Annotated in this window: 27 protein-coding genes; 9 read left to right on the forward strand and 18 right to left on the reverse strand. The window is 71.4% G+C overall.

Translation table 11 applies throughout. From position 1 onward, the window contains the following. The first annotated feature begins 47 nt into the window (after positions 1–47). Entirely contained in the window at positions 48–416 is a 369-nt protein-coding gene (locus Aco04nite_RS43475; protein WP_213003036.1) for a hypothetical protein, read from the forward strand. A 50-nt stretch (positions 417–466) separates the two neighbouring features. Here the strand turns inward: Aco04nite_RS43475 and Aco04nite_RS43480 are convergent, their stop codons facing one another. Then, positions 467–895, reverse strand: a complete 429-nt coding sequence (locus Aco04nite_RS43480) for a hypothetical protein (protein ID WP_213003037.1) — start codon at positions 893–895, stop codon at positions 467–469. After that, the gene (locus Aco04nite_RS43485) at positions 892–1,254 is read right to left on the reverse strand and encodes a hypothetical protein (RefSeq protein ID WP_213003038.1); all 363 of its coding nucleotides are present in this window, start codon (positions 1,252–1,254) and stop codon (positions 892–894) included. Before Aco04nite_RS43485 ends, Aco04nite_RS43480 begins: the two co-directional genes overlap by 4 nt. A 122-nt stretch (positions 1,255–1,376) precedes the next feature. Here Aco04nite_RS43485 and Aco04nite_RS43490 point away from each other — a divergent pair, with 122 nt between their 5' ends. Further along, positions 1,377–1,802, forward strand: a complete 426-nt coding sequence (locus tag Aco04nite_RS43490) for a YciI family protein (protein WP_213003039.1) — start codon at positions 1,377–1,379, stop codon at positions 1,800–1,802. Here the strand turns inward: Aco04nite_RS43490 and Aco04nite_RS43495 are convergent. Next, positions 1,799–2,056, reverse strand: coding sequence for a hypothetical protein (locus tag Aco04nite_RS43495; protein WP_213003040.1), 258 nt, complete (start codon positions 2,054–2,056; stop codon positions 1,799–1,801). The genes Aco04nite_RS43490 and Aco04nite_RS43495 overlap by 4 nt on opposite strands. On the opposite strand from Aco04nite_RS43495, the gene Aco04nite_RS43500 reads away from it, so the two are divergent. Then, positions 2,055–2,201: a hypothetical protein gene (locus Aco04nite_RS43500; RefSeq protein WP_213003041.1), complete on the forward strand. Its 147-nt coding sequence runs from the start codon at positions 2,055–2,057 to the stop codon at positions 2,199–2,201. The two genes, Aco04nite_RS43495 and Aco04nite_RS43500, sit on opposite strands and share 2 nt — an antisense overlap. A gap of 74 nt (positions 2,202–2,275) precedes the next feature. Here the strand turns inward: Aco04nite_RS43500 and Aco04nite_RS43505 are convergent, their stop codons facing one another. From Aco04nite_RS43505 to Aco04nite_RS43515, 3 genes are read right to left on the reverse strand one after another with little or no spacing between them, the layout of a single operon-like run. Continuing rightward, the gene (locus tag Aco04nite_RS43505) at positions 2,276–4,489 is read right to left on the reverse strand and encodes a putative bifunctional diguanylate cyclase/phosphodiesterase (protein ID WP_213003042.1); all 2,214 of its coding nucleotides are present in this window, start codon (positions 4,487–4,489) and stop codon (positions 2,276–2,278) included. A 45-nt stretch (positions 4,490–4,534) separates the two neighbouring features. Further along, positions 4,535–5,005, reverse strand: coding sequence for a 2'-5' RNA ligase family protein (locus tag Aco04nite_RS43510; protein WP_213003043.1), 471 nt, complete (start codon positions 5,003–5,005; stop codon positions 4,535–4,537). Between the two features lie 25 nt (positions 5,006–5,030). Beyond that, positions 5,031–5,822 (reverse strand): aldo/keto reductase, encoded by a 792-nt coding sequence (locus Aco04nite_RS43515; protein WP_213003044.1) that lies wholly within the window; start codon positions 5,820–5,822, stop codon positions 5,031–5,033. A 63-nt stretch (positions 5,823–5,885) separates the two neighbouring features. Between Aco04nite_RS43515 and Aco04nite_RS43520 the strand changes: the two genes are divergently transcribed. Then, positions 5,886–6,650: an ArsR/SmtB family transcription factor gene (locus Aco04nite_RS43520; RefSeq protein ID WP_213003045.1), complete on the forward strand. Its 765-nt coding sequence runs from the start codon at positions 5,886–5,888 to the stop codon at positions 6,648–6,650. Here the strand turns inward: Aco04nite_RS43520 and Aco04nite_RS43525 are convergent. The 3 genes from Aco04nite_RS43525 to Aco04nite_RS43535 all read right to left on the reverse strand — a co-directional run bounded on the left by Aco04nite_RS43525 (position 6,629) and on the right by Aco04nite_RS43535 (position 9,705). Further along, on the reverse strand, positions 6,629–7,108 hold the full coding sequence (locus Aco04nite_RS43525; RefSeq protein WP_213003126.1) for an HAD domain-containing protein: 480 nt from the start codon (positions 7,106–7,108) through the stop codon (positions 6,629–6,631). The genes Aco04nite_RS43520 and Aco04nite_RS43525 overlap by 22 nt on opposite strands. A gap of 111 nt (positions 7,109–7,219) precedes the next feature. Beyond that, complete coding sequence (locus Aco04nite_RS43530) at positions 7,220–8,734, reverse strand: alpha/beta hydrolase (RefSeq protein WP_213003046.1); 1,515 nt, start codon at positions 8,732–8,734, stop codon at positions 7,220–7,222. A 50-nt stretch (positions 8,735–8,784) separates the two neighbouring features. Then, positions 8,785–9,705, reverse strand: coding sequence for a saccharopine dehydrogenase family protein (locus Aco04nite_RS43535; protein ID WP_213003047.1), 921 nt, complete (start codon positions 9,703–9,705; stop codon positions 8,785–8,787). 474 nt (positions 9,706–10,179) lie between these two features. Here Aco04nite_RS43535 and Aco04nite_RS43540 point away from each other — a divergent pair, with 474 nt between their 5' ends. Then, positions 10,180–10,764, forward strand: a complete 585-nt coding sequence (locus Aco04nite_RS43540) for a DJ-1/PfpI family protein (RefSeq protein WP_244876726.1) — start codon at positions 10,180–10,182, stop codon at positions 10,762–10,764. Here Aco04nite_RS43540 and Aco04nite_RS43545 read toward each other — a convergent pair. From Aco04nite_RS43545 to Aco04nite_RS43555, 3 genes are all read right to left on the reverse strand, one after another. Next, the gene (locus tag Aco04nite_RS43545; RefSeq protein WP_213003049.1) at positions 10,706–11,302 is read right to left on the reverse strand and encodes a class I SAM-dependent DNA methyltransferase; all 597 of its coding nucleotides are present in this window, start codon (positions 11,300–11,302) and stop codon (positions 10,706–10,708) included. The two genes, Aco04nite_RS43540 and Aco04nite_RS43545, sit on opposite strands and share 59 nt — an antisense overlap. Positions 11,303–11,413: 111 nt before the next feature. Continuing rightward, positions 11,414–13,057 (reverse strand): LPXTG cell wall anchor domain-containing protein, encoded by a 1,644-nt coding sequence (locus Aco04nite_RS49380; RefSeq protein WP_244876727.1) that lies wholly within the window; start codon positions 13,055–13,057, stop codon positions 11,414–11,416. A 278-nt stretch (positions 13,058–13,335) separates the two neighbouring features. Next, on the reverse strand, positions 13,336–15,348 hold the full coding sequence (locus Aco04nite_RS43555; RefSeq protein ID WP_213003050.1) for an MMPL family transporter: 2,013 nt from the start codon (positions 15,346–15,348) through the stop codon (positions 13,336–13,338). Positions 15,349–15,427: 79 nt separating this feature from the next. Between Aco04nite_RS43555 and Aco04nite_RS43560 the strand changes: the two genes are divergently transcribed. Continuing rightward, positions 15,428–15,910: a MarR family winged helix-turn-helix transcriptional regulator gene (locus Aco04nite_RS43560; RefSeq protein WP_213003051.1), complete on the forward strand. Its 483-nt coding sequence runs from the start codon at positions 15,428–15,430 to the stop codon at positions 15,908–15,910. A gap of 39 nt (positions 15,911–15,949) precedes the next feature. On the opposite strand, the gene Aco04nite_RS43565 is transcribed toward Aco04nite_RS43560, so the two are convergent. Further along, positions 15,950–16,150: a hypothetical protein gene (locus Aco04nite_RS43565; protein WP_213003052.1), complete on the reverse strand. Its 201-nt coding sequence runs from the start codon at positions 16,148–16,150 to the stop codon at positions 15,950–15,952. Between the two features lie 60 nt (positions 16,151–16,210). Between Aco04nite_RS43565 and Aco04nite_RS43570 the strand changes: the two genes are divergently transcribed. Beyond that, positions 16,211–17,065, forward strand: a complete 855-nt coding sequence (locus tag Aco04nite_RS43570) for a hypothetical protein (protein WP_213003053.1) — start codon at positions 16,211–16,213, stop codon at positions 17,063–17,065. 17 nt (positions 17,066–17,082) lie between these two features. Continuing rightward, positions 17,083–17,901: an SDR family oxidoreductase gene (locus tag Aco04nite_RS43575; RefSeq protein ID WP_213003054.1), complete on the forward strand. Its 819-nt coding sequence runs from the start codon at positions 17,083–17,085 to the stop codon at positions 17,899–17,901. On the opposite strand, the gene Aco04nite_RS43580 is transcribed toward Aco04nite_RS43575, so the two are convergent. The 5 genes from Aco04nite_RS43580 to Aco04nite_RS43595 all read right to left on the reverse strand — a co-directional run bounded on the left by Aco04nite_RS43580 (position 17,898) and on the right by Aco04nite_RS43595 (position 21,475). Then, the gene (locus Aco04nite_RS43580; protein WP_213003055.1) at positions 17,898–18,422 is read right to left on the reverse strand and encodes an SET domain-containing protein; all 525 of its coding nucleotides are present in this window, start codon (positions 18,420–18,422) and stop codon (positions 17,898–17,900) included. The genes Aco04nite_RS43575 and Aco04nite_RS43580 overlap by 4 nt on opposite strands. Positions 18,423–18,496: 74 nt before the next feature. Next, positions 18,497–18,844, reverse strand: a complete 348-nt coding sequence (locus Aco04nite_RS43585; protein ID WP_213003056.1) for an MmcQ/YjbR family DNA-binding protein — start codon at positions 18,842–18,844, stop codon at positions 18,497–18,499. Between the two features lie 9 nt (positions 18,845–18,853). Then, a complete protein-coding gene (locus Aco04nite_RS43590) occupies positions 18,854–19,819 on the reverse strand; it encodes an Acg family FMN-binding oxidoreductase (protein ID WP_244876728.1) in 966 nt (321 codons plus the stop codon). Between the two features lie 280 nt (positions 19,820–20,099). Then, positions 20,100–20,228: a hypothetical protein gene (locus Aco04nite_RS49860; RefSeq protein ID WP_280519489.1), complete on the reverse strand. Its 129-nt coding sequence runs from the start codon at positions 20,226–20,228 to the stop codon at positions 20,100–20,102. Further along, positions 20,225–21,475, reverse strand: a complete 1,251-nt coding sequence (locus Aco04nite_RS43595) for an FAD-dependent monooxygenase (RefSeq protein ID WP_213003057.1) — start codon at positions 21,473–21,475, stop codon at positions 20,225–20,227. Before Aco04nite_RS43595 ends, Aco04nite_RS49860 begins: the two co-directional genes overlap by 4 nt. 76 nt (positions 21,476–21,551) lie before the next feature. Between Aco04nite_RS43595 and Aco04nite_RS43600 the strand changes: the two genes are divergently transcribed. Then, positions 21,552–22,082 carry a MarR family winged helix-turn-helix transcriptional regulator gene (locus tag Aco04nite_RS43600; protein ID WP_213003058.1) on the forward strand — a complete coding sequence of 177 codons (531 nt, stop codon included), beginning with the start codon at positions 21,552–21,554 and terminating at the stop codon, positions 22,080–22,082. The last annotated feature ends 76 nt before the right edge of the window (positions 22,083–22,158 follow it).

Consider the following 22,158-nt stretch of genomic DNA (forward strand, 5'->3'; position numbering starts at 1 on the left):
GCTCGTGGAAACATGGCGGCTGTAGTCATGTCCGTGAGGTGAGGTCGATGAGCACCGCCAACCCGCCCGCCCGGCTCGGATGGTCCCTCGGGCTCGGCGGGACAGCCCTGCTGGCCGCGGGCCTGTTCCGGATGACCCCGCCGTACCGCCGCCGCCGGAGCATGACCGGGCGGATTCTCCCGGCCACCACCGGTCCGTCGTTCGGACAGTTGGTGCTCGGCGGTGGCGGCTTCGTGGTCGCCGCCCTGCCCCTGTTCTGGATGGGCAAACTCCCGGCCGACATGCCTTCCAGCAAAGACCCTGGCATCGACGCCCATCCGGACTACGCCCGGGTCGCCCGCCGCGGCCGCATCGCCGGCGTGGCCATCTCCATTCTGGAGATCGCCTGGATCATCGCCTGCGCCGCCCTGTCATGACGGGTATCAACTGGCGCTTCCCACCCTGGCTCGGCCGCGGGGCGTACCGATCAGCAGGCAACCCAGCAGTAGACCGGCCACCCGGCCCGGATCGCCTCGCGGGCCAGTCCCGCCACGCCCGTGACGACCCGCAACGCGACGTCCGCAGCCAGCTCGTCGCCGTCCCGCGTCACACTCGCTGACCACTGCGCGGCCAGCGCTTCGAGCTGAGCAGCGTCGGCGTGCAGCAACCGGCTGGTCAGCTCGTCGGACAATGCGAACACCGCGCTGCCGTCGTTGACCCACGGCGCCACCATCCGCGGCACACCGGCTTCCCATAGCTCCTCGACGGACCGGCCGGACAGCGAGCTCTCCCACATGACAACGGCATCGTCGGCGCTGAGGAAAGAACCCACGACGCCGCCCGCCGGCCCCCGATTCCGCGTGGCAGCAGCCTCCGAGTCCTCAGTCGCCAGGAAGAACGTCACGTACTCGCTCACGGCCCCACCACGAACGGCCGCCACGAGTACCGCACGGCAAGCGTCGGGTCCCCGGCGAGGAAGCCCGTGAACGCTCGCACGACCTCGTCGCAGGTGCTCCATACCATCGGGAAATACACCAGGGGTCCGCTCGCCCCACCGGTCAGCCCTCCGGTGGACCACGGGCTGTCCTCGCCGGCGTCCGTGTCGATGTCCGGATAGCGGTCCAGCAGCGCCCGCACGTAGGCGGCGATGCGGGCGGTGGGCTCCACCCGATCATCGGGCTCGACGTACTGGTCGTAGAGCTTGTCGAACTTCGCGGCCGCAGCGACATCGTTGGCCGGCCGGTCCCCATCCCAGACTGCGAGGTCGTACGACATGGCCGGGATCATATGGCGGGGGTGCGACACTTTTTTGCGGGGCCGTGTCGATCCGCGCGCCGCTCGTTCGACGTGTGGGGGCGAGGGCCGAGGGACGGTCCCGCCCGATGAGGGAGAACCCGATGCCGAGGTACATGCTGATCATGCGAGGCACCGACGAGACGACCGCGGCCATGATGGCCACGCCGTTCGAGGAGATGCTGGCCACGACGGGCCGGTTCAACGAGGAGCTGATCAAGGCGGGCGTGCTGCTCGCCGCCGAGGGGCTGGACGATCCGGGGCAGGGTGTGGTGGTCGACCTCGGCGGCGAGAGCCCGGTGGTCACCGACGGGCCGTACGGTGAGACCAGGGAACTTTTCGGTGGTTTCTACCTGCTCGAGGTCGCCTCGCAGCAGGAGGCGGTCGAGTGGGCGAAGCGGATCCCGGCCTTCCCCGGCTCGAGCATCGAGATCCGCCGGGTGCCCGGCATCGAGGAATTCCCGCAGGACAACGAGTGGGTCGCCAAGGAACGCGCCTGGCGCGAAAGCGGCGCATCCGTCACGCACTAGTGAGCGTCGCGACCCATTTCCTCGGGTACGGCTTCTGCGCCGCCAAGGCGCCGGGAGACGACCCCGATGAACCGGGTCTTGCGGCGGATCACGTCCCACGGCTCCCGCTCGTCGTCGGCCCAGTCGCGGAGCAGGGCGTACAGGGTTCCGTACGGCGAGCTGTCGGCCAGCACGCCGGTGAGCAGGTCGTACATGGAGTCCAGCGAACGCCCGACGAAGTGCAGGACGCCGCCCGACATCTTCTCCTCACGCATGTGGCGTGTGTACCGAACCCCGGCCCGCCGCGACACCGATATTCCGGTGGACGCCCTCTCCCCGTCCACCGGCGCGGCCTCCGCCCGAGCCGGCCGCGACATCGGCCGAGCCGCAGCCCCCGAGGTGGCAGCATTCTGGCCGTGACCCGGCAACCCCGGGCCGCGGCAACCCCGGGCCGCGGCAACCCCGGGTCGTGCCAACCCCGGGTCGTGCCAGTCTCAGGCCGCGGCGGGGAGGTCCTCGGTGGTGAGGAGGCCGAGGACCGTGGCGTGGTCGGCGGGGCGGCCGAAGAGGTAGCCCTGGCCGTGGTCGCAGCCGATGCGGCGCAGGACGGACCATTGGGCGTCGGTTTCGATGCCTTCGGCGACTGTCTGCATGCGGAGGGCTTTGCCGAGGCCGACCATGGCGTTGACGAGGGCGTGGTCGTCGGGGTCGGTGTCGACGCCGTCGACGAAGGACTTGTCGATTTTGATGATGTCGACGGGGAGTTGTTTGAGGTAGCTGAGGGAGCTGTAGCCCGTACCGAAATCGTCGATGGCCAGGCTGACGCCGAGGCTGCGCAGGGCGCCCAGGGTCTCGATCGCCGCGGTGATGTCCGCCATGAGCATGGATTCGGTGATCTCGAGGGTGAGGTGGTTCGCGGGGATGCCCGCGTCGGAGAGGGCGGCGGCGACGTCGTCGACCAGGCCGGCGTACTGAAACTGGCGGGCGGAGAGGTTGACGTTGATCCTCAGGTGGGCGGCGGCGGGCGTTTCGGCACGCCAGCGCGCGAGTTGTGCGCAGGCGCGGCGCAGGACCCAGCGGCCCAGCGGCACGATCAGGCCGTTCGCCTCGGCCGCGGCGATGAAACAGTACGGGCTGAGCAGCCCCCGCTCCGGATGCCGCCACCGCACGAGCGCCTCGACCCCCGTGACCCGCCGGGTGCGCATGTCGACGACCGGCTGGTACAGCACCTCGAACTGGTCCTCGGCGAGGCCTCGTTCCATGTCGACGCGTTGCTGCGCCTCTTCGAGCACCGAGCGTGACATCGACGGGTCGAACACGGCGTAGGCGTTGCGGCCGGCCCGTTTCGCCGCGTACATGGCCAGGTCGGCGTCGCGCAGGAGCTGCTCGGCGGGGCGGGTGCCGCCGGCGATGCCGATGCTCAGCGAGCACGTGACCTCGCGGCTGCCGAGGCGGATCTGTTCGCGGCCGGCACGCAGCAACCGTTCGGCGAGCGCCACCGCGGCCGGTTCGTCGGTGTCCTCGAGCAGCACCGCGAACTCGTCGCCGCCGAGCCGGGCGAGGACGTCGCCGGGGCCGATCTCGCGGCTGAGCCGGGTGGCGATCGTGGCCAGCAGTTCGTCGCCGAGGCTGTGCCCGAGGTCGTCGTTGATCAGTTTGAAGTCGTCGAGGTCGAGCAGGAGCACGCCGATCTCGGTGTCGTCGATCCGGGCGACGGCCTGAGCGAGCCGGTCCCGGAACAGTGCCCGGTTCGGCAGGCCGGTCAGCGAGTCGGTGAACGCCTGCCGGCTGAGCTCCTGTTCCAGGGCCCGGCGCCCGCCGATGTCCCGCAGACTGATCACGGCCGCGCGCAGGTCCGGGTCGCCGTGCCGGTTGGTGCCGATGACGTCGAGGTGCACCCACGTGCCGTACGCGCCCTGGATCCGCATCTCGATGCGGCTGGTCCCGCCTTCCGGGGCCTCGAACAGCGCGGCCATCCAGGACCGGGCGAGGATCCGGTCGTCGGGGTGCATCAGTTCGCCGAGCAGTTCCCCGGTGAACTCGGCGGGTGCCCGCCCGAGAACGGTCTGCACCGACGGGCTCACGTAGTGGATGTGGAAGTTCCTGTCGATCGCGAACACCGCGTCGGACGACGCCTCGAGCAGCAGCTCGGCGCGGTGCTCGACCGAGCGGCGCCGGGCGTGCAGCCGTCGCCGGTTCTGCGCCCCGACCGCGCACAGGGCGGCGACGCTGGCCAGGATCGCGGCGAGCGTGACGACCGCGACGGCGTTGACGCCGACGCGCAACTGCACCAGCCCCAGCAGTCCCACGACCGAGGTCACGCCGACCGCGACGACCACGGCCGGCCCGTACAGCATCGACGAGGTGATCAACAGCAACGCCACACACGGCAGGTACGCCGTCACGCCCTGCTCGTCGTTCGCCGCGAACAGCCACAGGATCGGCAGCTCGGCCACCCACCAGAGCAGAAGCCACCGGCGCAGCCGATGAATGCGGACGTAACGCCGCCACGGGAGCGCCACCGCAGCGGCCTGCACCACGGCAGCGGCGACCAGCAGCGGCGCCACCCACCATCGGATGTCGGCCGCCCAGTTCACGGCCACGCGTACCGAGGCCAGCAGGGTCACCCCACCGGCGATCCCCGACCCCAGCCGAACCTGCCGCGCCCAGTACTCCGCGGTGTGGTCGTCGATCCCCGGCCGTTGCATGACGCCCATGATCGGCAGCCCCCACGGCCAGGTGAGGACATCCAGCTACAGCTCGGTCACGGTACGCGTCTGTGAGTTGTAACTGCGTGCGGCGACGAAGCTTCCGCGCGCGGGTGGCAGGTCGGCGAGTAGATGAAGTGCTTCGTCATGGGCGGTTTCGGTGATCTTGAGGGCCAGGCTGACGTGCGGGACGAAGTCCGGTGGCGGGGGCCAGGGGTTCGCGGCGGTCAGGGAGGTCCAGATGGCGGTCTGGAGGGCGCGGAGTTCGGCGGTCGGTGTCACCTCGCGGACCAGGGCTCGCCCGAGGATGCGCACCCGTCCGAGTTCCGCCGCGACCGGTAGCCGTAGCGGGCTCAGCCCCTGCAGCGACTCGGCGGTGATCATTGTCAGGTGCGGGCGGTTGGTCGGGTGGGGGTGGGTGGCGAGGCTCGGCAGGCCGGCGGCGGCCAGGAGTGACCACAGATGGCGTACGCCGGCCTCGAGCTGCTCGTCGGGCAGCAGTTCGACGGTGTGCACGTCACTACATCTACCAGGCCCAGATCTACCAGGCCCAGGCCTCCGGACCCGGGCCGCCGTTGCCGATCGGCGGGAAGATGTCGTCGAGGGCGCTCAGCGTCTCCGCGGAGAGCGTGGTCTCCAGGGCGAGCAGGGCCTGATCCAGCTGCCCGGGAACGCGCGGGCCGACGACCGGCGCGGTGACGCCGGGCCGGGACAGCAGCCACGCGAGGGCTACCGCGGTCGGTTCCAGGCCCAGCCCGGCGCACAGCTTCTCGTAGCGTTCCAGCGCGGCGACGTGCGGCTCGACCCGGACCGCGGCGTCGCGGGCCGTGCGGACGCCGGTGTTCTCCCGTTGTTTGCGCAGCGCCCCGGAGAGCGCGCCGAAATGCAGCGGAGAGTACGGCAGCACGCCGATCCCCAGCTCGATCGCCGCTGGTAGCACCTCGAGCTCCACGTGCCGGGTGAGCAGGTTGTATTTTGCCTGCTCGGAGACGAGACCGAGATAGTTGCGGCGATCGGCGGCGGCCTGGGCGCAGGCGAGGTGCCAGCCCGCGAAGTTCGACGAACCCGCGTACCGGATCTTGCCCTGCCGGGTGAGGATTTCCAGGGCCTGCCAGATCTCCTCCCACGGGGTGCCGCGCTCCACGTGATGCAGCTGGAACAGGTCGATCCAGTCGGTCCGCAACCGCCGCAGCGAAGCCTCGCAGGACGCGATGATGTGCCGCGCCAGGATCGCGTGGCTCTCGCTCTCGGTGGTCAGCCAGCCGAAATTCATCGTCCCGAGACAGACCCGCGACACCTGCAGCCCGGTCCGCCCCAGCTTCGTGTACCTCATGGCCCGATCCTGGCTCCGGGTACGCGGTGAGGGGTAACCGTTCGACTGTGCTCGAATGGTCGCATGCTCACGTTCGAGCTCACCGCCGCCGAGGTCCGCGTCGGCCACTCCCCGATGGCGGAGACCATGGCGAGCCTGGTCGCGCTCCAGGAAACGGACAGATTCTGGATGTACGCGTCCTGGCGCGCCCGCGTCACTCCGGCCCTCGCCGCCCTGGGCCTGAGGACCCTGCCTGCCGTGGTCGCGCACCCGCACGTGTGGCTGCCCGACTTCCTCACCCCGGTCCCCGCGATCGGGCTTCCCCGCCCCCGGCTCCGCGACGAGCTGGCCCAGATCGCGGCGACGCCGCTCGACCTGGTCGCGTACGAGATGGACCTGGCCTGGAAAGGCAGCGAGCCGCCGCCCGAGATCTCGATCTTCGCCACCGATCCGGCGCGGGGCCTGGCCGAAACGTACGCCGGCCAGGCCATGACCCTGCTCCCGTCAGCCTTCGCCGGGCCGAAGGTGTTCGCCCTGACCTCATCACCACGCGGATCGGCCCTCTGGTACCCACCGCGCGGGTTCGGCACATTGTGGAACGCCCCGGGCCCGGTCCCGGGAGCCGCGGTGTCGGCGCTGCTCGGTGCCACCCGGGCAGCCGTGCTGACGCTGGTCGCCGCACCGCACAGCACGGGCGAGGTGGCTGCGACGCTCGGAATCTCGCCGGCAACGGCGTCGCACCACCTGACGACTCTGCGCGATGCCGGGCTCGTCGTGGGCAGCAGGGACGGACGCCAGGTTCGTTACGACCGCTCAGATCTGGGCGATCAGGTCTGCGGCGACGCCTGACCCAACCACCGTTGCACCGCGGCGAAGTCCGCGTCCGTCAGGCCGGCGAGGGGATCGACCCGGTGCACGAGCGCGCGTCCGGGGTGATTCGCCGCCACCCAGCGCCGGTCGGCACCGGTCGTCTCGTCGTCCAGCCAGACGAAGGGCCGCCCGTCCGCCCACCGGGTCAGCGCGATCGTCTTCCAGTGCAGACCGTCTCCGGGGTCCTCATCCTCGTCCGGCCAGTCGACGACGGGCAGCCGGGGGAGACCGAGCAACGGTGCCACCGTCTCGTTCGCCTCGTGCATCCAGGTGGTCGCCCAGACCAGCTCGCACCCCAGCCCGATCAGCCGCCGCCCGTCCGCGGGATCGAGCCGGTCCAGCAGCGGGTTGCCGCCCTCACCCTGCGCGGTCGCCGGCCGGCTGCCCGGCCGTGCGCGGAAAGGGATCAGGGGGCCGTCGACGTCGAGGAAGATCAGCGGTGGCACGCGTGGACGGTAGCGGTCGAGCGGATCGAGGTGGCCGGAGCCCGACCGTGGTCGCGAACCGGCCGTCGCGGAAGGACGGCTGCGGCACTGCCGGCCCGCCGGTTACGCGCCGGTGATCGGGAGGGCGGTGGCGATGGGCCAGGCGAGCAGGAGGGAGCCGGCGGCGGCGGTCAGCCAGCGGGAGGCGCCGGCGCGGTTCAGGAGGGTGCTCCAGGCTGCCTGCCACAGCATGAGCAGGGCCAGCAGCGGCACTACCAGCAGGACGAAGGACGAGGTCAGGCCCGTGATCGCCGCTCCGGTCAGGGCCAGGAGCGTGATCGCCGACACGGCCAGGGTGGCGTGGACGTTGCCGTTGGTGGCGCGCTCGGTGGCGTACGTGAGGAGGGTGAAGGCGGCCCAGACCGCCAGGAGCAACCACCAGCGGATGCCCGTGGGCACGACGTGGGTCACGCCGAGCTGCAGGGGCACAGTGATCGCGCCGGCGGCGTACACCATGATCAAGACCTGGATCTTCGGTCCGGCTCTGCGTCCGGTCTTTGCCCTCATCGTGTACGCGAGGAGCAGCGCGCCTGTCACCCCCATGAGCCCCACGACGTAGCCGCCCAGGTCCAGCGGCAGCCTGTTGCTCGGCAGGATCGGGGCCAGCAGCGCACCCACCAGTGCGGCACCAGCGGCAACCACGCAGACGCGGCCGACCAGCGGCGCATCGAAGCGGAACCATCCGGCCGGCGGTCCGTCGGGACGGTCCGATGCGGCGATCGGCCGGCCGGCCAGTGGTGCGTCGGGGCGGTCCGGTCCGGCGATCGGCCGGCCGAGGAGGAGCCATGCGAGGGGGAACAGGCCGATTGCGAAGGCGAGCAACAGGAGCACCGCGCCTGCGGGACGCCGCAAGGGGGAGGGGAGCCCGCCGGGATCGGCGGGTCTGCCGAGGGATTGGTCGAGCCAGGCCGCGGTTTCGCGGTGGGTGCGGGGCGCGTACAGGATGGAGATGTGCTCGACGGCGGGGACGACCACCAGGGAGCGGTCGGGGCTGACCGCGGCGGCGGTGGTGGCGACCTCGTGGAATGCGGGGAATTCCAGAGCGCCCACCATCAGGAGCAGGTGCTGCGGGTCGCCGGTCCGGGCGATCGAGGCGTAGGGCAGGGAGATGGCGACCGTGGCGCTGATGTCCGGATGGCTTGCGGCGTAGCGAGTGACGGTTGTGGCGCCCATGGAGTGCCCGACGAGCGCGATGCGGGCGGGGTCCACATCGGGCAGCGAGCGCAGATGGGCCAGCGCGACGTCGAGGTCGTGCTGCAGCGCGTCGTCGCCGTCCGGCATGGGGTGCGTGTTGGCGCCGTGCCCGCTGAAGTCGAGCAGCACCACCACATAGCCCCGCGCGGCGAGCGTGTCCCCGAACGGTGCCATCAGCCGCGCCGACCCGGCGAACCCGTGCGCCACCACCACCCCGGGATGCCGGTCGCCGGGCGGATGAACCTCGTCCAGCGGCACCCCGCCGACGACGGCGTGCGCGTGGTGCGTGTCCCCGCCCGCGCCGGCTGACAACCACACGCCCGCGGTGGCGAGCAGGAGCGCGGCGATCGCCACGATGATGGGCAGGCGTCGATCGTTGGGCACGTCAGACCGTACCGTGTCGGACCTGGTTGAGACCGCCGTCCACGTCGTACTCACCCATGACCTTGTTCTCGCCCGCCGGGTCCGAGCAGGGCGTCGAGGGTGAAACGGGCGCCGAGCGACGCCGGACCTTTCGTGGCGCCGTCCCCGGCGAGGATTCGCAGGGCTGCGCCGACCACGAGCGGCGCGGTGATGGCGTAGATGTCGCGGCCGGCGTAAGTGATGCGGCGTTGCTCGCCGCCGCCGATCGCGACGACCTCGATGTGGAAGGTCTGCGCGGACCGGCCGTGCGCGTCCACGGCGGCCGGGCCGGAGGGGTCCGCGGCGTGCAGGTCGTCGACCGCGTTGGTGGTCATATAGGTGTCGATGTCGGGGATGTCCAGGTGGGTGGGGATGGTGGCGCTGTCCGCCATGGTGAACTCGGCGACGACCGGGCGGATGCCGATGCTGAACGCGAAGTCGGTGCGGGGCTGGGCGCCGTCGCGGAACTGCAGTTTCCCGCCGGTGTGCACCGGGCGCAGTCCGCCGCGACGCTGGGAGGAGGCCCGGCCCGTCGCGCGGGTTCCCGGGGTGGGGCGCCAGCCGCTCAGGGCGTACGCAATGGTGAGCCTTTCCGTGCCCTGGAAGGCCACGGCAGTCGCGAGCAGGTCACCGAGGCCGCCGAAGAACCCGGCTGCCGGGACGATCGGGACGGGTGCGCCGGCGTAACGGTCGAAGGTGCTGGTGACGACCTCGAGCTCCGCGGTGACGTCGAGGTACGGGATGCCGGCCCGGACCGCGGCCGTGATGGTCGGGTCGGCGGTGGCGGCGAACGGGCCGGCGCAGTTGATGACGGCGTCGGCGTCCCGCAGCGCCGTGTCCAGGTCGGTCGTGCGGTCGCAGGCAACCGGGGTCACGCCGTGGTGCTCCAGCTCGGCGATGACAAAACGGCCGGTGTGACCGGCGGCGCCCGGTACGGCGATTCGGTAGGACATGCCACCAGGATCGCCGTCGCGGACGCCGGCCGGGAGTGTCCCGAACGCCGTTACCCGTACAGTTTCGGACAGGCGTCCCTCAGAGCCGTCTCAACGAGGGCAGAGGACGCTGGTGACCATCGTGAGGTAGGCCGCGCCGGCATCCGGAACCGGTGGCCGGCCCGGGACCTTGCGCTGGTGGTCAGCAGTTCCCGCTGTTGCTGAGGTCGCAGGAGCCGACCGCCGAACAGCGCGGCGTCGAAGCGGGCGAGGTCGGCGGTGGTGGAGATCATCGCCCTCGGTCTGCCCACGGCGGCCGACGACCACCGCCGGGTCCTGGCCGTGCTGCGTTATCTGAGGGCCTGACGTCTACGCCGTCACCCGTACAGTTTCGGACATGCATTCTGTTGCCCTCGCCGTCACCGACGGCACGCCGCTGTTCGAGCTGGCCGCGGCGTGCGAGGTGTTCGGCGTGGACCGGGAGCTGGCCGACCCGTGGTACTCGTTCACGATCTGCGGCGACGACGGCGCGAGGGTGGGCGGCTGGCTGAACGCGGGCAGTTCGTGCTGGCCGAGGCGGGGCTGCTCGACGGCCGCCGCGCCACCACCCACTGGGCGCACACCGCCCTCATGCAGCGCAGATATCCGGCGGTGCGGGTCGACCCGGGCGTCCTCTACGTCGACGACACCGACGTCCTGACCTCCGCGGGCAAGGCCGCGGGCATGGATCTCTGCCTGCATCTCGTACGCCAGGACCACGGCACCGCCGTCGCCAACACCCTCGCCCGCACCCTGGTGGTCCCGCCGCACCGACCCGGCGGCCAGGCGCAGTTCATCCCGGCCGCGGTCGCCCACGGCGCCGGCCACGTCCTGGGCGACGTCCTGCCCTGGGCCCTCGACCGCCTCGACCGGCCCACCACGGTGCGTGACCTGGCCCGCGAGGCCCGGATGAGCTGCGCCGCCACTTCAGCGGGCAGCTCGGCGTACCCCCGGAAACCTATCGCCGCACCTTCCGCGCCGGTTAGGACAACCGGGCCAGGGCGAAGATCTGGCTCTCCGGCGGGCCGCCGGCCGGGGTGAAGTCGACGGTCTCGATGCTGTCGAGAGTGAAGCCGGCCTCGGTGAGTGTGGCGGCGAGCTGGTCCTGGGGGTAGCCGGTGACGTGGACGGGGACGCCGAGGAACTCGACGGGGAGGCTGTCGGCGTCGAGGTTGACCATGCCCAGGGCGAACAGGCCACCGGGCTCGAGCCAGCCGGTGATGCGGGCCAGGGTTTTCTCGATGTCGGCGCGGCTGAGCATCAGCAGGGAGAAGAAGGCGGTGACCGCCCCGAACGGGCCGTAGTCGTCGGGGAGCTCGCGGATGTCGGCGTGCCGGAACTCGGCCTGCGGGACCTGCTCGCGGGCCAGGCGCAGCATGCCCTCGGCGATGTCGACGCCGATGACGCGGTGACCGGCCTCGGTGAGCAGTTTCGCGGTGGGCACGCCGGTGCCGCAGCCGAGGTCGAGGATCGCGCTCGGGGGCAGCTGCGCGGCGATCCGTTCGACGAGGGCGGTCTGGAAGGGATTGTGGCTGTGCTCGCCCTGGTAGAGCTCGGCGAGTTGATCGAAGGCTTCCATGCGCTGGGAACCTACCAATCCACCAGCGCAAATACCATGTCCCTTTCGGACAGAACCGGCCCGGGACGTCACGTGGACGACCCGGGCCGGGATGCTGAACCTCGCTGGTGGCTACTGGCCGCCGGAGCGCCGGCGCCGGGTGACGCTGAGGACCAGGAAGCCGGCCAGGATCAGGACGGCGCCGCCGAGCACGGCCGTCATGACGTTGGCGCCGGTGAGGGCGAGCTTGTTCTCGTTCGACGCCTGGATGTCCTCGTCCTCGAGGTGCTGCGCGGTCGGCGCGACCGCGTCGGGGGCACCGTCGTCGTCAGAGGAGTCGCCGGTGGTCGCCGCCGCGGAGGACTTGCTCGGCTTCGGCGTCGAGGTCTTGTTCCCCTGCACGTTCTGCGCCGGGGTCTCCTCCTCGGCCTCGCCCGACGAGCCGCTGTCGCCCGACGAGCCACCGCTGGTCGAGCCGCCGCTGGTCGAGCCACCACCGGTCGAGCCGCCGCTGGTGGAATCGTCCGAGTCGTCGCTGTCGGCCGGGGCCTCGGTCGTCGGTTTGACCGTGGTCTTCGTCGGCTTGGGGGAGGTGGTCGACTCGGCCTGGCCGTCGGTGCCCGTGGCGGGCTTCGTCGTCGGCGGGATGGTCACGGTCGGGGACTTCGGCGGCGTGGTGCCGGTCTCGGTCTCCGGTGCGGCGCTGCTCTCAGCCGGATCCGGCTGCTCGGCACCGTTACCGCCACCGGCGTTGTCGCCGCCGCCGTTGTTGTTCCCGCCCCCGTTGTTGCCACCGCCGTTGTTGCCGCCGCCCCCGTTGTTGCCGCCGTTGCCCTGGTCGTCACCGTCGTCGCCCTGGTCATCGCCGTTGCCGCCGCCCGCGGCGGCGTTGACCTTGAGGCGGACCGCGTCGATGGCGGGGGTCTCGTTGGCGCGCTGCATCATCGGCACGCGGTGCGAGCCGTCACCGGCCCACGAGGCGCACTGGGCGGTGCCCTCCTGCGGCAGGCCGGGGACCTGGATCGTGACGGTGTCGGGGGTCGCGCCGCCCTTGCCGTCCTCGGTGGCGACGAAGAACGCCGGGACCGGGGAGGGGTCGACGGCCTCGGTGGTGCTCTCCAGCATCCGGCAGGCGGTGTGGAAGTGGCCGCGGACCAGGCCCTCGGCGGTGAGCACGGAGCTCTCGACGTAGTAGCCGCCCTGCCCGGCGGCGAGGAAGCGGTCGCGGACCAGGTTGCGGGTGCTGACCTTCAGCGTGAAGGGCTGGCCCACGGTGACCTGCTCGGGGGAGTCCGTGATCAGCAGCGTGGGGTTCTTCGCCGCCTCGCCGACCTCGCCGAACTCGGTGGACACGCAGCGGTCGCCGTCCTGGAAGCCGGTGTGCGCCGCGAGCTTCGTGTTCTCGCAGGTGTTCTCGAGGATCTCGAGGCCGTTGACCGTCTTCTTGATGGTCGCGCCCTCGGTGCACTCGGCAACCGGTTCCGGCTCGGGGGCCTTCTCGCCCTTGGCCAGCTGCCCGTCGCCCTTGTGCTGCAGCTTGCCGTTCTTGTCGACGTAGTCGCCGATCTTCGGGTCGGTGGCGCTCTTCGCGCCGCCCGGCTCCTGCGACGAGGCGGCGGCCGGGGCGGAACACGCGGCGACCTTGGTCTCGTCCGCGTTGGCGAACTGGGTGAAGCCGATGACACCGCCGATCGCCACGAGGACCGCGGCGCCGGCGATGAGACGACGGTCGGGGCCGCGGCGGGTAGCGGCCCGGCGGGAAGACGACCTTCGCATGGGTGATACCTCTTCTGTAGTCTTTCGCTCATCGTCAGCAACCTTTTCCAGGATTACCGACGCCCTTTCGGGCCCCATATGAGCTGGCTCCCGAACGGTAGGTGCCCGGGAGCCGGAAAGCCATTTCACGCCAGAACCTTTATACATTCTTAGGCGTAAATTAAAGAAGAAATATGTGAGCTCACCCGATCCGCGGGCATCAGCCGTTCGGCTGATCCGAGGGGTTCAATGCCAGCCCGACTTTTTCTCGCGGGATACGCACGCGAGGGTGATCAGCATCAGGCATCGGAGGGGGTCCGGGCAAGGGCCGCGGGGCGAGCGGGCCACCAGAACCGGTCACCCAGGAGGGTGGCCAGGGCCGGGACCAGCACCGTACGCACGAGCAGCGTATCGAGCAGCACACCCACGCCGACGATGACGCCGATCTGGGTGAGCGTGATGATCGGCAGCACCCCGAGCACGCCGAAGACCGCGGCCAGCAGGATGCCCGCACTCGTGATCACCGCACCGGTGGCGGCCAGGGCGTGCACCATTCCGTCGCGCGTACCCCGCTGGGCGGCCTCTTCTCGTGCTCTTGTCACCAGGAAGATGTTGTAGTCGACGCCGAGCGCGACGAGGAACAGGAACGAGTACAGCGGAACCTGGTTGTCGAGTCCCGGATATCCGAGAACGGTGCGGAAGAGCAGCGATCCGGCGCCCAGCGCTGCCCCGAAACTCGCGATCACGGTGACGATGAGCAGCACCGCCGCGACCGCCGCGCGCAGCAGCACACCGAGGACCAGCAGCACGATGAGCAGGATGACCGGAACGATGACCTCGAGGTCGTGGCGCGACGCGTCCCGTTTGTCGAGCGCGGTCGCCACGCTGCCACCGACCAGCGCGTCGGCGGGGAGGTCCGCTCTGAGCGTACGGATGGATTCGTAGCTCTCGGGGGTGTCGGGTGCGGCCGTGAGGGTCGCGGCGATCCGGACCACCGTCGCGGTCTGCTCGGCGATCCTGGCCTGGGCGACTCCCGCGGTCGCGGTGACGGCCGCGAGGACCTCCTGGGCGTGCGCGGGGTCGGTGAGCACGACGGCCGGGTCCGCGGCTCCGGCGGGGAACGACCGGCTCAGCGTGTCGAGGCCTTCGACGGACTCGGCCTTGACCCGGAACTGCTCGGTCTGCGACAGGCCGAGCTGGGTGCCGGGGATGCCCGCGGAGAGCGCGCCGAGGATCACGATGGACACGACGGTGACCAACCCGGGACGCCGTGCCACAGCGTTACCGACCCTCGACCACAGACCGTGTCTGAGCTCGTCGCCGACCTTCGGGATGAACGGCCAGAACAGGCCACGGCCGCAGACCACCAGCGCGGGCGGGAGCACGACCAGCGCGAAGAGCGCGGCCACGCCGATGCCCAGCGCGGCGGTGACACCCAGCGCGACCGTGTCGCCGAGGCTGGCCAGCAGCAGGGTGAGCAGGCTGAGCACGACGGTCGCGGCGCTGGCGATCACGGCCGGCCCGGCACCGCGCAGGGCCCGGCGCATCGCCTCGCGGCGGTCCTCGTGCAGGTGCAACTCCTCGCGGTAACGGGAGATGAGCAGCAGCGCGTAGTCGGTGCCCGCGCCGAACACCAGGACGGTGACGATGCCGACGGTCGAGTCACCCACGGTCAGGTCCGTGTGCCGCGAGAGCACGGCGATCAGGCCGCTGGCCACCCGGTCGGCGACGCCGACCACGATCAGGGGCACAAGCCAGAGCAGGGGGCTGCGGTACGTGATGAGCAGCAGCACCGCCACCACGACAACCGTGACGAGGAGCAGGTTCGTGTTGGCGCCCGTGAAACTGTCGGCGATGTCCGCGGCGAAGCCCGCACCCCCGGTCACCTGCGCGGTCAGGCCGTCCGGCAGCCCCTGCGCGGCGCTCGCCCGCAACTGCGCGACCCGGTCGATGAGCTCGTCGGCCGGCAGGTTCGCGGGCAGGTCCACGGCGACCAGGGCCGCGTCCTTGTTCGGGGAGAAGATCGGCTGTCCCTTGAGCGCCGTGGCGTCAGCGGCGATCTTCGCCTGGTCGGCGGCGGTCAGCGCGCCGCCGTCGCGGCTGTAGACGATCAGCGCGGGATTGCTCTGCCCCGAGGGCAGCTCGCGCTCGATCGCGGCGACCCGGGTCGACTCGGCGCCGCCGGGCAGGACCGCGGTGGGATCGTTCGAGGTGCGGACCGAGCCGGAGAAGCCGAGCACCGCCCCCGCCGCGAGCAGGGCGACGGCCAGCACCAGCCAGGCCGTCAGCCGTCCGGTCAGGGTTCGCAACACGACAAATCCTCTCGATGGCAAAGTATCTCGACCATCGAGAGTCTTACTGAGCCGGGCACGATCTGCAACACTGGGGTACGTGTACCGGGCGCGAGAGACGAAGCGGGACCTCCTCCGCGAGGAAATCGTCAACCTCCTGCGCTCCTACAGCGTCCGTGCCCAGCACGTAGGGCAGGCATTCGCGCAGCGCAACGGTTTGCACCACACGGATCTGCAGGCGCTGATCGCGGTCATGCACGCCGAGGGGCACGGCGATCCGCTGACGCCGGGGCGGCTGGGGGAGGAGCTGGGGCTCTCGTCCGGCGCGACCACCGCGGCGATCGACCGCCTCGAGCGGGCCGGGCATCTGCGCCGCAGCCGGGAGAGCAGTGACCGGCGGGTGGTGCATCTTCGCTACGGGGAGCCGGGGATGGCGCTCGCGCGGACGTTCTTCGGGCCGCTCGGGCAGCGTACCGATCAGGTCATGAAGGATTTCACCGACGACGAGCTGGCGACCGTGCAGCGGTTTCTGGCCGGGATGGACGACGCGCTCCAGGCGCACCACGACGACGTGCGCGGTTAGCGATCCTCGCGTGGCACACGCTGCGGCCAGGTGCGGGGTTCAGCAGTCACGCGCGGTAGGGGCGGCCGGTTCCAGGCGGATCGTCAGGGTTGTCGCCTCGCCGGTCACCGACGTCGAGAGGCGGCTCTCGACCGGCGTCGCCGCGACGGACCTCGGTGGGGTCGCCGCCATGCCGAAGCCCGCGACGATGGCGGTGAGGGAGGTGAGCCCGATGGCGAGGCGCTTCACGGTCGTCGGCATGGTTCCACTCTTTCCCCCGACGGTTGAAGCTGCAACGTTCTGGAGGCTGAGAGTTTCCTGATGATCCCGGCGCTGAGCGAACGAGCTGTCCAGAATCTGCGATCCGCGTACGAACGGGCGGTCGACGCCGGTGCGCCCGTCGTGCCGGCCGGTGATGTCCCCGCGGCGGCCGGCGGTCTCTACGATCCGGATCTGCGCGAGGTGCGGTGGCGGGTGCTCGCGGCGCGCGGGCTCGACGCGGGACCGCAGTGGGGTGACTCGCTGTCGGTGGCGCTGGACCGGGCCGGGCGGGCCGCTGACGGTGCGGTGCTCGGGACGCGGCTGCTGCGGTCGTGGTGGACGGGGCCGTCGCTACCCTGGGGGTCGGGCCGGCGGTCGTCGGACACCCGGCCGGCCGCGCCGCTGATCGGGGCGCTGTCCTCGATCGGGGTGCTGGGCGGGCACGGTCCTCGGCGGACACTGGCCCGGCGGACACTGGCACGGCGGATGCTGGACCGCGACGGCGGGATGATCGTGCCGCTGATCGAGTACGAGAGCAAACGCCAGGCCGTACGGCTCGGGCATTCCGTCGTGCAGAGCAGCGCGGTGCTCCTCGCCGTCCTGAGCTTCGACGCGCAGATCACGAGCCGCGGCCGGGCGCTGCACCCGCGATATGTGGCGAGCAACCAGGGCGGCCGGATGCTGCGCGACAGCGGCGTGACCCTCGCACCCGCGTTCGAGGCCGCGGTGGACATCCTGGACGAGGGCGGCGACGCCTTCACGTTCCTCCCCGCCGCGTTCTCCGAGGCTGCCCGGGACCTGCTGGACATCGCGCTCACGCTCGGCGCCCCGAACCCCGGCACGAGCCACGTCGTCGAGGCGACCCGGGAGACGGCGTGCCCGGCCGCTGACGTTCTGGTGTCACGGTTGTCGTGAGTGCGTACCGTCATCGGATGGATCTTCTGGTGGTGGGCGGCAGCGGATTTCTCGGCCGGGAGGTCGCCCGGCAGGCGCAGCTCGCGGGGGACCGCGTCACGGCGACGTTCCACAGCGGGCCGCGGGAGATTCCCGGCGTCGAATGGCGCGGGCTCGACATCAGGCACCGGGCCGCGACGGTGGACCTGGTCGGGCGGGTACGGCCGCAGGTGGTCATCAACGCCGCATACCTGCAGACAGACTGGGCGACCACCGCGGACGGCGGCATGCACGTCGCTGACGCCGCGGTGCGTGCCGGTGCGCGACTCGTGCACGTCTCCAGCGACGCGGTCTTCTCCGGGCGGGCACCCCGCTATGACGAGACGTGTACGCCGGACCCGGTCACACCGTACGGAGCCGCCAAGGCCGCAGCCGAAACCGCCGTGCGCGGCCTGGCCCCGGCAGCCGTCATCGCCCGCACCTCATTGATCATCGGCGGCGGGGAGTCCCTTCAGGAGATCGCCGTGCACGGGCTTGCCTCGGGTGCGCGTGAGGGCGTGCTGTTCACCGATGACGTGCGCTGCCCGGTGCATGTCGGGGACCTGGCGGCGGCGTTGCTGGAGCTGGCGCGGTCGGCGTACTCCGGGATGCACCACCTCGCCGGCGCCGACGCGATCAGCCGCCACCAGCTCGGGGTCCTGATCGCCCGCCGCGACGGCCTCGACGAAACGGCCCTGCCCACCGGCCTGCGCGCGGCTTCGGGCCTGCCGGGCGCCCTCGACGTACGCCTCGACTGCTCCCTGTCCCAATCCCGTCTGACCACCCGCCTGCGCGGCGCCCGCACCTTCCTGAGCTAGCGCCTCTTCTTCTTGCCGGGGTCGAGGTCGATGCGGTGCCGCAGGGCGGGGACCCAGTGGCTGCCGTAGCGTTCGCGCAGGTCGGGGCGGCGCCAGTCGTCGCCGGTGATCAGGTCGCGGCAGGTCATCGCCGGGCAGCGGCAGACCATGGTGTAGTCGTGGTCGGCGGTGCTGGTGGCGTAGTCGTTGATGAGCTCCTCGCCGGCCCGGACGGCTCGGCGGGTGACGAGGGTGTAGGGCTCGTCCCACCACAGGTTGGGGTCGCAGCTGTGGTTGGCCTTGCCGTTGGGCTGCCCGGGTGGGAGGACCAGGTGCGAGTCGTCGAAGACCGTGATGGTGTCCACGTAGCTTGTCGACCCCGTCAGTAACTGCTGCAGCTCCTGGCCGGTGACGAGGTGGCCGCCGAGCCGGGAGAGCGCGGTGCCGGCCGGGATGTCGTCGGCGGCGAAGAGCCCCTCACCCGCGATCGCCGATGCCCGGACCCGCACCGCGGGATGCAACCAGCACTCGGATTCCGGCATCGGCCACATGCCACCACGCTGGCCCTGCCCGCCCCCGACCGCAACCCCCGCGCGGCTCAAAGGCCCCCGGCGGCTCACAGGCCGCGCATCTGCCAGGCGTCGGTGATCAATTCCGTGAGGCGTTCCGCGTCGACCTTCGCCAGCCGTAGCATCACCAGTGGCAGGCCGTCGTACCCGGATGTGGTGAAGAACAGCTCGGGCTCGCCGAGCAGCAACGCCTGCTTCTCCGCCTCGTCGCCGACGTAGAGCACCGCGATGTCCGTGCGGATCACCCGCGGCTTCCCGGGCAGCCGTTCCGGATAGGACCAGACGAATCCCTTGTTGCCCACCCGGAAGTCGAAGCCGTCGCTCTCCATCTCGGCCACGCCGGTCAGCCCGAGCGCGACCCGGCGCACGTCGCCCGCGTCACAACCTTTGCGCATCCGCACAGGCTATCCGGGGGTTCGCAGGACCTCCTCCAGCGGGCGCCGGGGCGTGGGGCGGCCCGGACGGCCGTACCCGATGCGCAGGGCGATCTGTGGCACGCCGTCGCGGCGCAGCGAACGCCGGAGCTGGTCGCGGGCGGCCGGGACCTCGATCGGCTGGGAGATCATCGAGGTGGCCAGGCCCGCGCCGGTCGCGGTGAGCAGGACGCGTTGCAGGGCGAGGCCCGCGGCGACCTGGTCCACGGGGCGGTCGCCGGTGGTGCCGAGGATCGCCACGAGCGGCTCCGGTTCGAAGTCGCGGCCGGGGGTGCGGCGGCGGTCTCCGTACGGTCGCTGGGGGAGGAGGTCCTGGGGCTCGGGCAGTGGGGCGCCCGCGCTCACCGGGACCCCGTCGAAGGCCGCGGTGACGTATGTCCATCCGGCGAGTTCCGCCTGGTAGCGGGGGTTGCGCCGGAGCACCCTGTCCGCACTGCGCGCGATCTCGCCGAACGCCGTCAGCGCGGTTGTCCCCACGAGCAGTTCCAGCCACGCCGTCCCGGTCCGGGCGGCGTCGATGAGGCGTACCCGAAGCTCGGACGGCACCGGATCCGGCCAGAAAGGCCGCCGGTTGCTCATCCGCCGGGCCATCACCGAGGCAAGATCGACCTCACCGTAGGTGGGCGGCCGCGGCGTCGCGGGTGTCAGTCTCGCGATCATCTCACCGTACGCCCGGAGCGCGATCGCCGCGGGCCGGCCCGCCGCCGTGAGCGCCAGCCCCGCGTTGAACGTCGCCGCCCCGCAGGCCAGCCGCACCGCCCACCCGGTGCTGTCCGCGATCGCGAGCTGCCGCGAGCGGTCCGCGAGCACCTCGATCCCACCGTCCCGCAGCCGGAACGCCCACGGCTGCGAATTGTGCAACGAGGGCGCCCGGATCGCTGCGGACGCCGCCAGGCGCAGGTCGCCACCGGCATACCCGGCCATGGTTTCGCTCATTCCTCTACGGTCGCGCCGCCACCCGCACGGGGGTCAGGGCCGAAGGTCCCGAACCTGTGGACATCCTTGCCCGGCCCGTCCGAGATCCCGGTGTCGTCGAGGTGGTTGAACACGTGCAGCACGGCATCCCCGAACCGGAACAGCAGCCCGCTCTCCCCCCAGCCGGCGATCTCGTCGAGCGGGAGGTCACCGCTCAGGCTGCCACGCGATCTCCACCTGCCGGTCGTCGTCTAACACCAGCACGACGGGCAACCCCTGGAACCAGCGGCCGGTCGCCGGATCATGCCCGGTCCAGCCCGCCGCCAGCCGCCCGCCCGATCAGCGCGACCAGCGCGGTGTGCTGGTCGCGCAACTGGTCGCGCGCCGCGACGTACCGTGCCTGCCGGTCCGGGCCCGCCACGTTCATCATTTTCCTCCCGGGGACGCTCGCAGCTGAGGGTATTCCGGCAGGGCGAGGCTGGTGGAAGCGGAGGACAACAGGGCGCGTTCCGCGACGGTACGCAGTGCCCGGGTGGCGGTCAGGCGGTGGACGCCGTGCAGCACGCGCAGACCCCAGCGGGAGTCCGGCAACGCGATCCCGGGGACCCCCGGAGGCAGCTGCTGCGTCCTCTCGACGTGCGTGCGGAGCACTTTCTCGTACGCCCGGAAGGCGCGCGCCGGGTCGAACGGGGTGCCGCCGTCGCGTTCCGTGGCGAGCTCTCCTGCCAGGACGTGTGCTCCCAGCAGGGCGAGTGTGGTGCCCATTCCCGTCGGGGCGCCCCAGGCGGTGTCCCCGACGAGGGCGACCCGGCCGTGGGACCAGCGCGGGACGCGTACCTGCTCGATGCGCTCGAAGTAGAACTCGTCCGGCCGGGCGGCGAACCCGTCCAGGATGCGCGGGGTTTCCCAGCCGACGCCGGCGAACCGCTCGCGCAGCACCCTGATCTGCGCCCCCGCATCGAGCCGGTCCACTCCCATCGGCGGGGCCATGAAGGCGAGAGTCGCCCGCGTGGAGCCGACGTTGTCCGGGCGCAATGACGCGACGCGCCTGCCCGTGGCGGTCAGCCATCGCCACCACCGGTCGTCGTTCCCGGCGCGGTCGATCGTGCCGTAGGCGACGTACTGCCCGAGATCGTGGTAGCTCGCCCCGGAGCCGGACGGGAGGACGAGGTCACGGGTCCTGGACCGGCGGCCCTCGGCGACCACCAGCAGGTCGTACCGCTCCCGGCGACCGGTGGCCGTGACCACGTCGACGCCGTCGCCGTCCTGGGCGACCTCGACCAGGTGATCGCCGTAACGGTGCTCGACCCCGCCCGCCGTGGCCCGCAGCAGCAGCGCCGAGAGCTGTCCCCGTAGGATCTCCAGCTCGGCGGTGGGCCCGTCCTCGCCGGGACGGGCGGGAAAGACGGCGTAGACGCTGCCGTCCGGGCGCAGGAAGCGTGTCCCCAGCTCGCCGGTGCCCGCCGCGGCCACCTCGGCACGCAGCCCCATCCGCCGCAGAACCTCATGGCCCGCGCCCCGGATGTCGACGTTCTGGCCCGCGCTGCGCTGCTGCGGGGCACGTTCGAGCAGGGTCGTGGCGAAGCCGGCGCGCCGCAACCCCCAGGCCAGAGCGGGCCCGGCGATGCCGGCGCCGGTCACGAGGACCCGTGGTGGGTTGCTGTCGGTCATGCTCATGGGACCTCCTTGAAAAAGACTCTCTGAGAGAGTGACTCGCTCAGGAAGCTACTGCATGATCGAGTAGAGTGCACCCATGGCGGTCCCGGGCGAACACACCGACTCCCTCTTCGTGCCCGGCCGGCGGTCCAGGCTGCTGCAACTGCTGCGCACCTACACCGACACCCACGTCGAGCTGACCCGGCATCTGGCCCGCACGCTGGGCATCCACGCGAACGACGCCGTCGCGATCGCGGAGATCCTGTGGGCCGAAGCCACCGGCGACCCCCTGTCACCGGTACGGCTGTCCGAGCGCATCGGCCTCGCCTCCGGAGGCACGGCAACGCTGCTGAACAGACTGGAGACGGCCGGTTTTGTCGTCCGCAGCCGCGAGGACACCGACCGCCGCATCGTCCGATTGCGCCTCACGCCCCAGGCCCGCTCCCGGACCGAGGAGTTCTTCCTGCCGACCGGCGAGCACCTCAACAACGCCCTGGACGGCTACGACGACGCCACCCTGGAGAGCATGGAGCACCTGCTCACCGAGATCGTCGCAGTGACCGCAGCCCGCAACGAGCAACTCCGCGCAGACCTCAAGCGCGTGTCGTCAGGCCGTCAGGGGACGTAGCCGCCTCGACGCGTTCGCCCGTGGTGGTCATGTCCGACTCCCGCGCGTGCGAACCTAACATTTTCTGAGCCGGGAT

Origin of the sequence: Winogradskya consettensis, from assembly GCF_018332715.1 — a bacterium.
In the GTDB taxonomy this organism is placed as follows: Bacteria; Actinomycetota; Actinomycetes; order Mycobacteriales; family Micromonosporaceae; genus Actinoplanes; species Actinoplanes consettensis.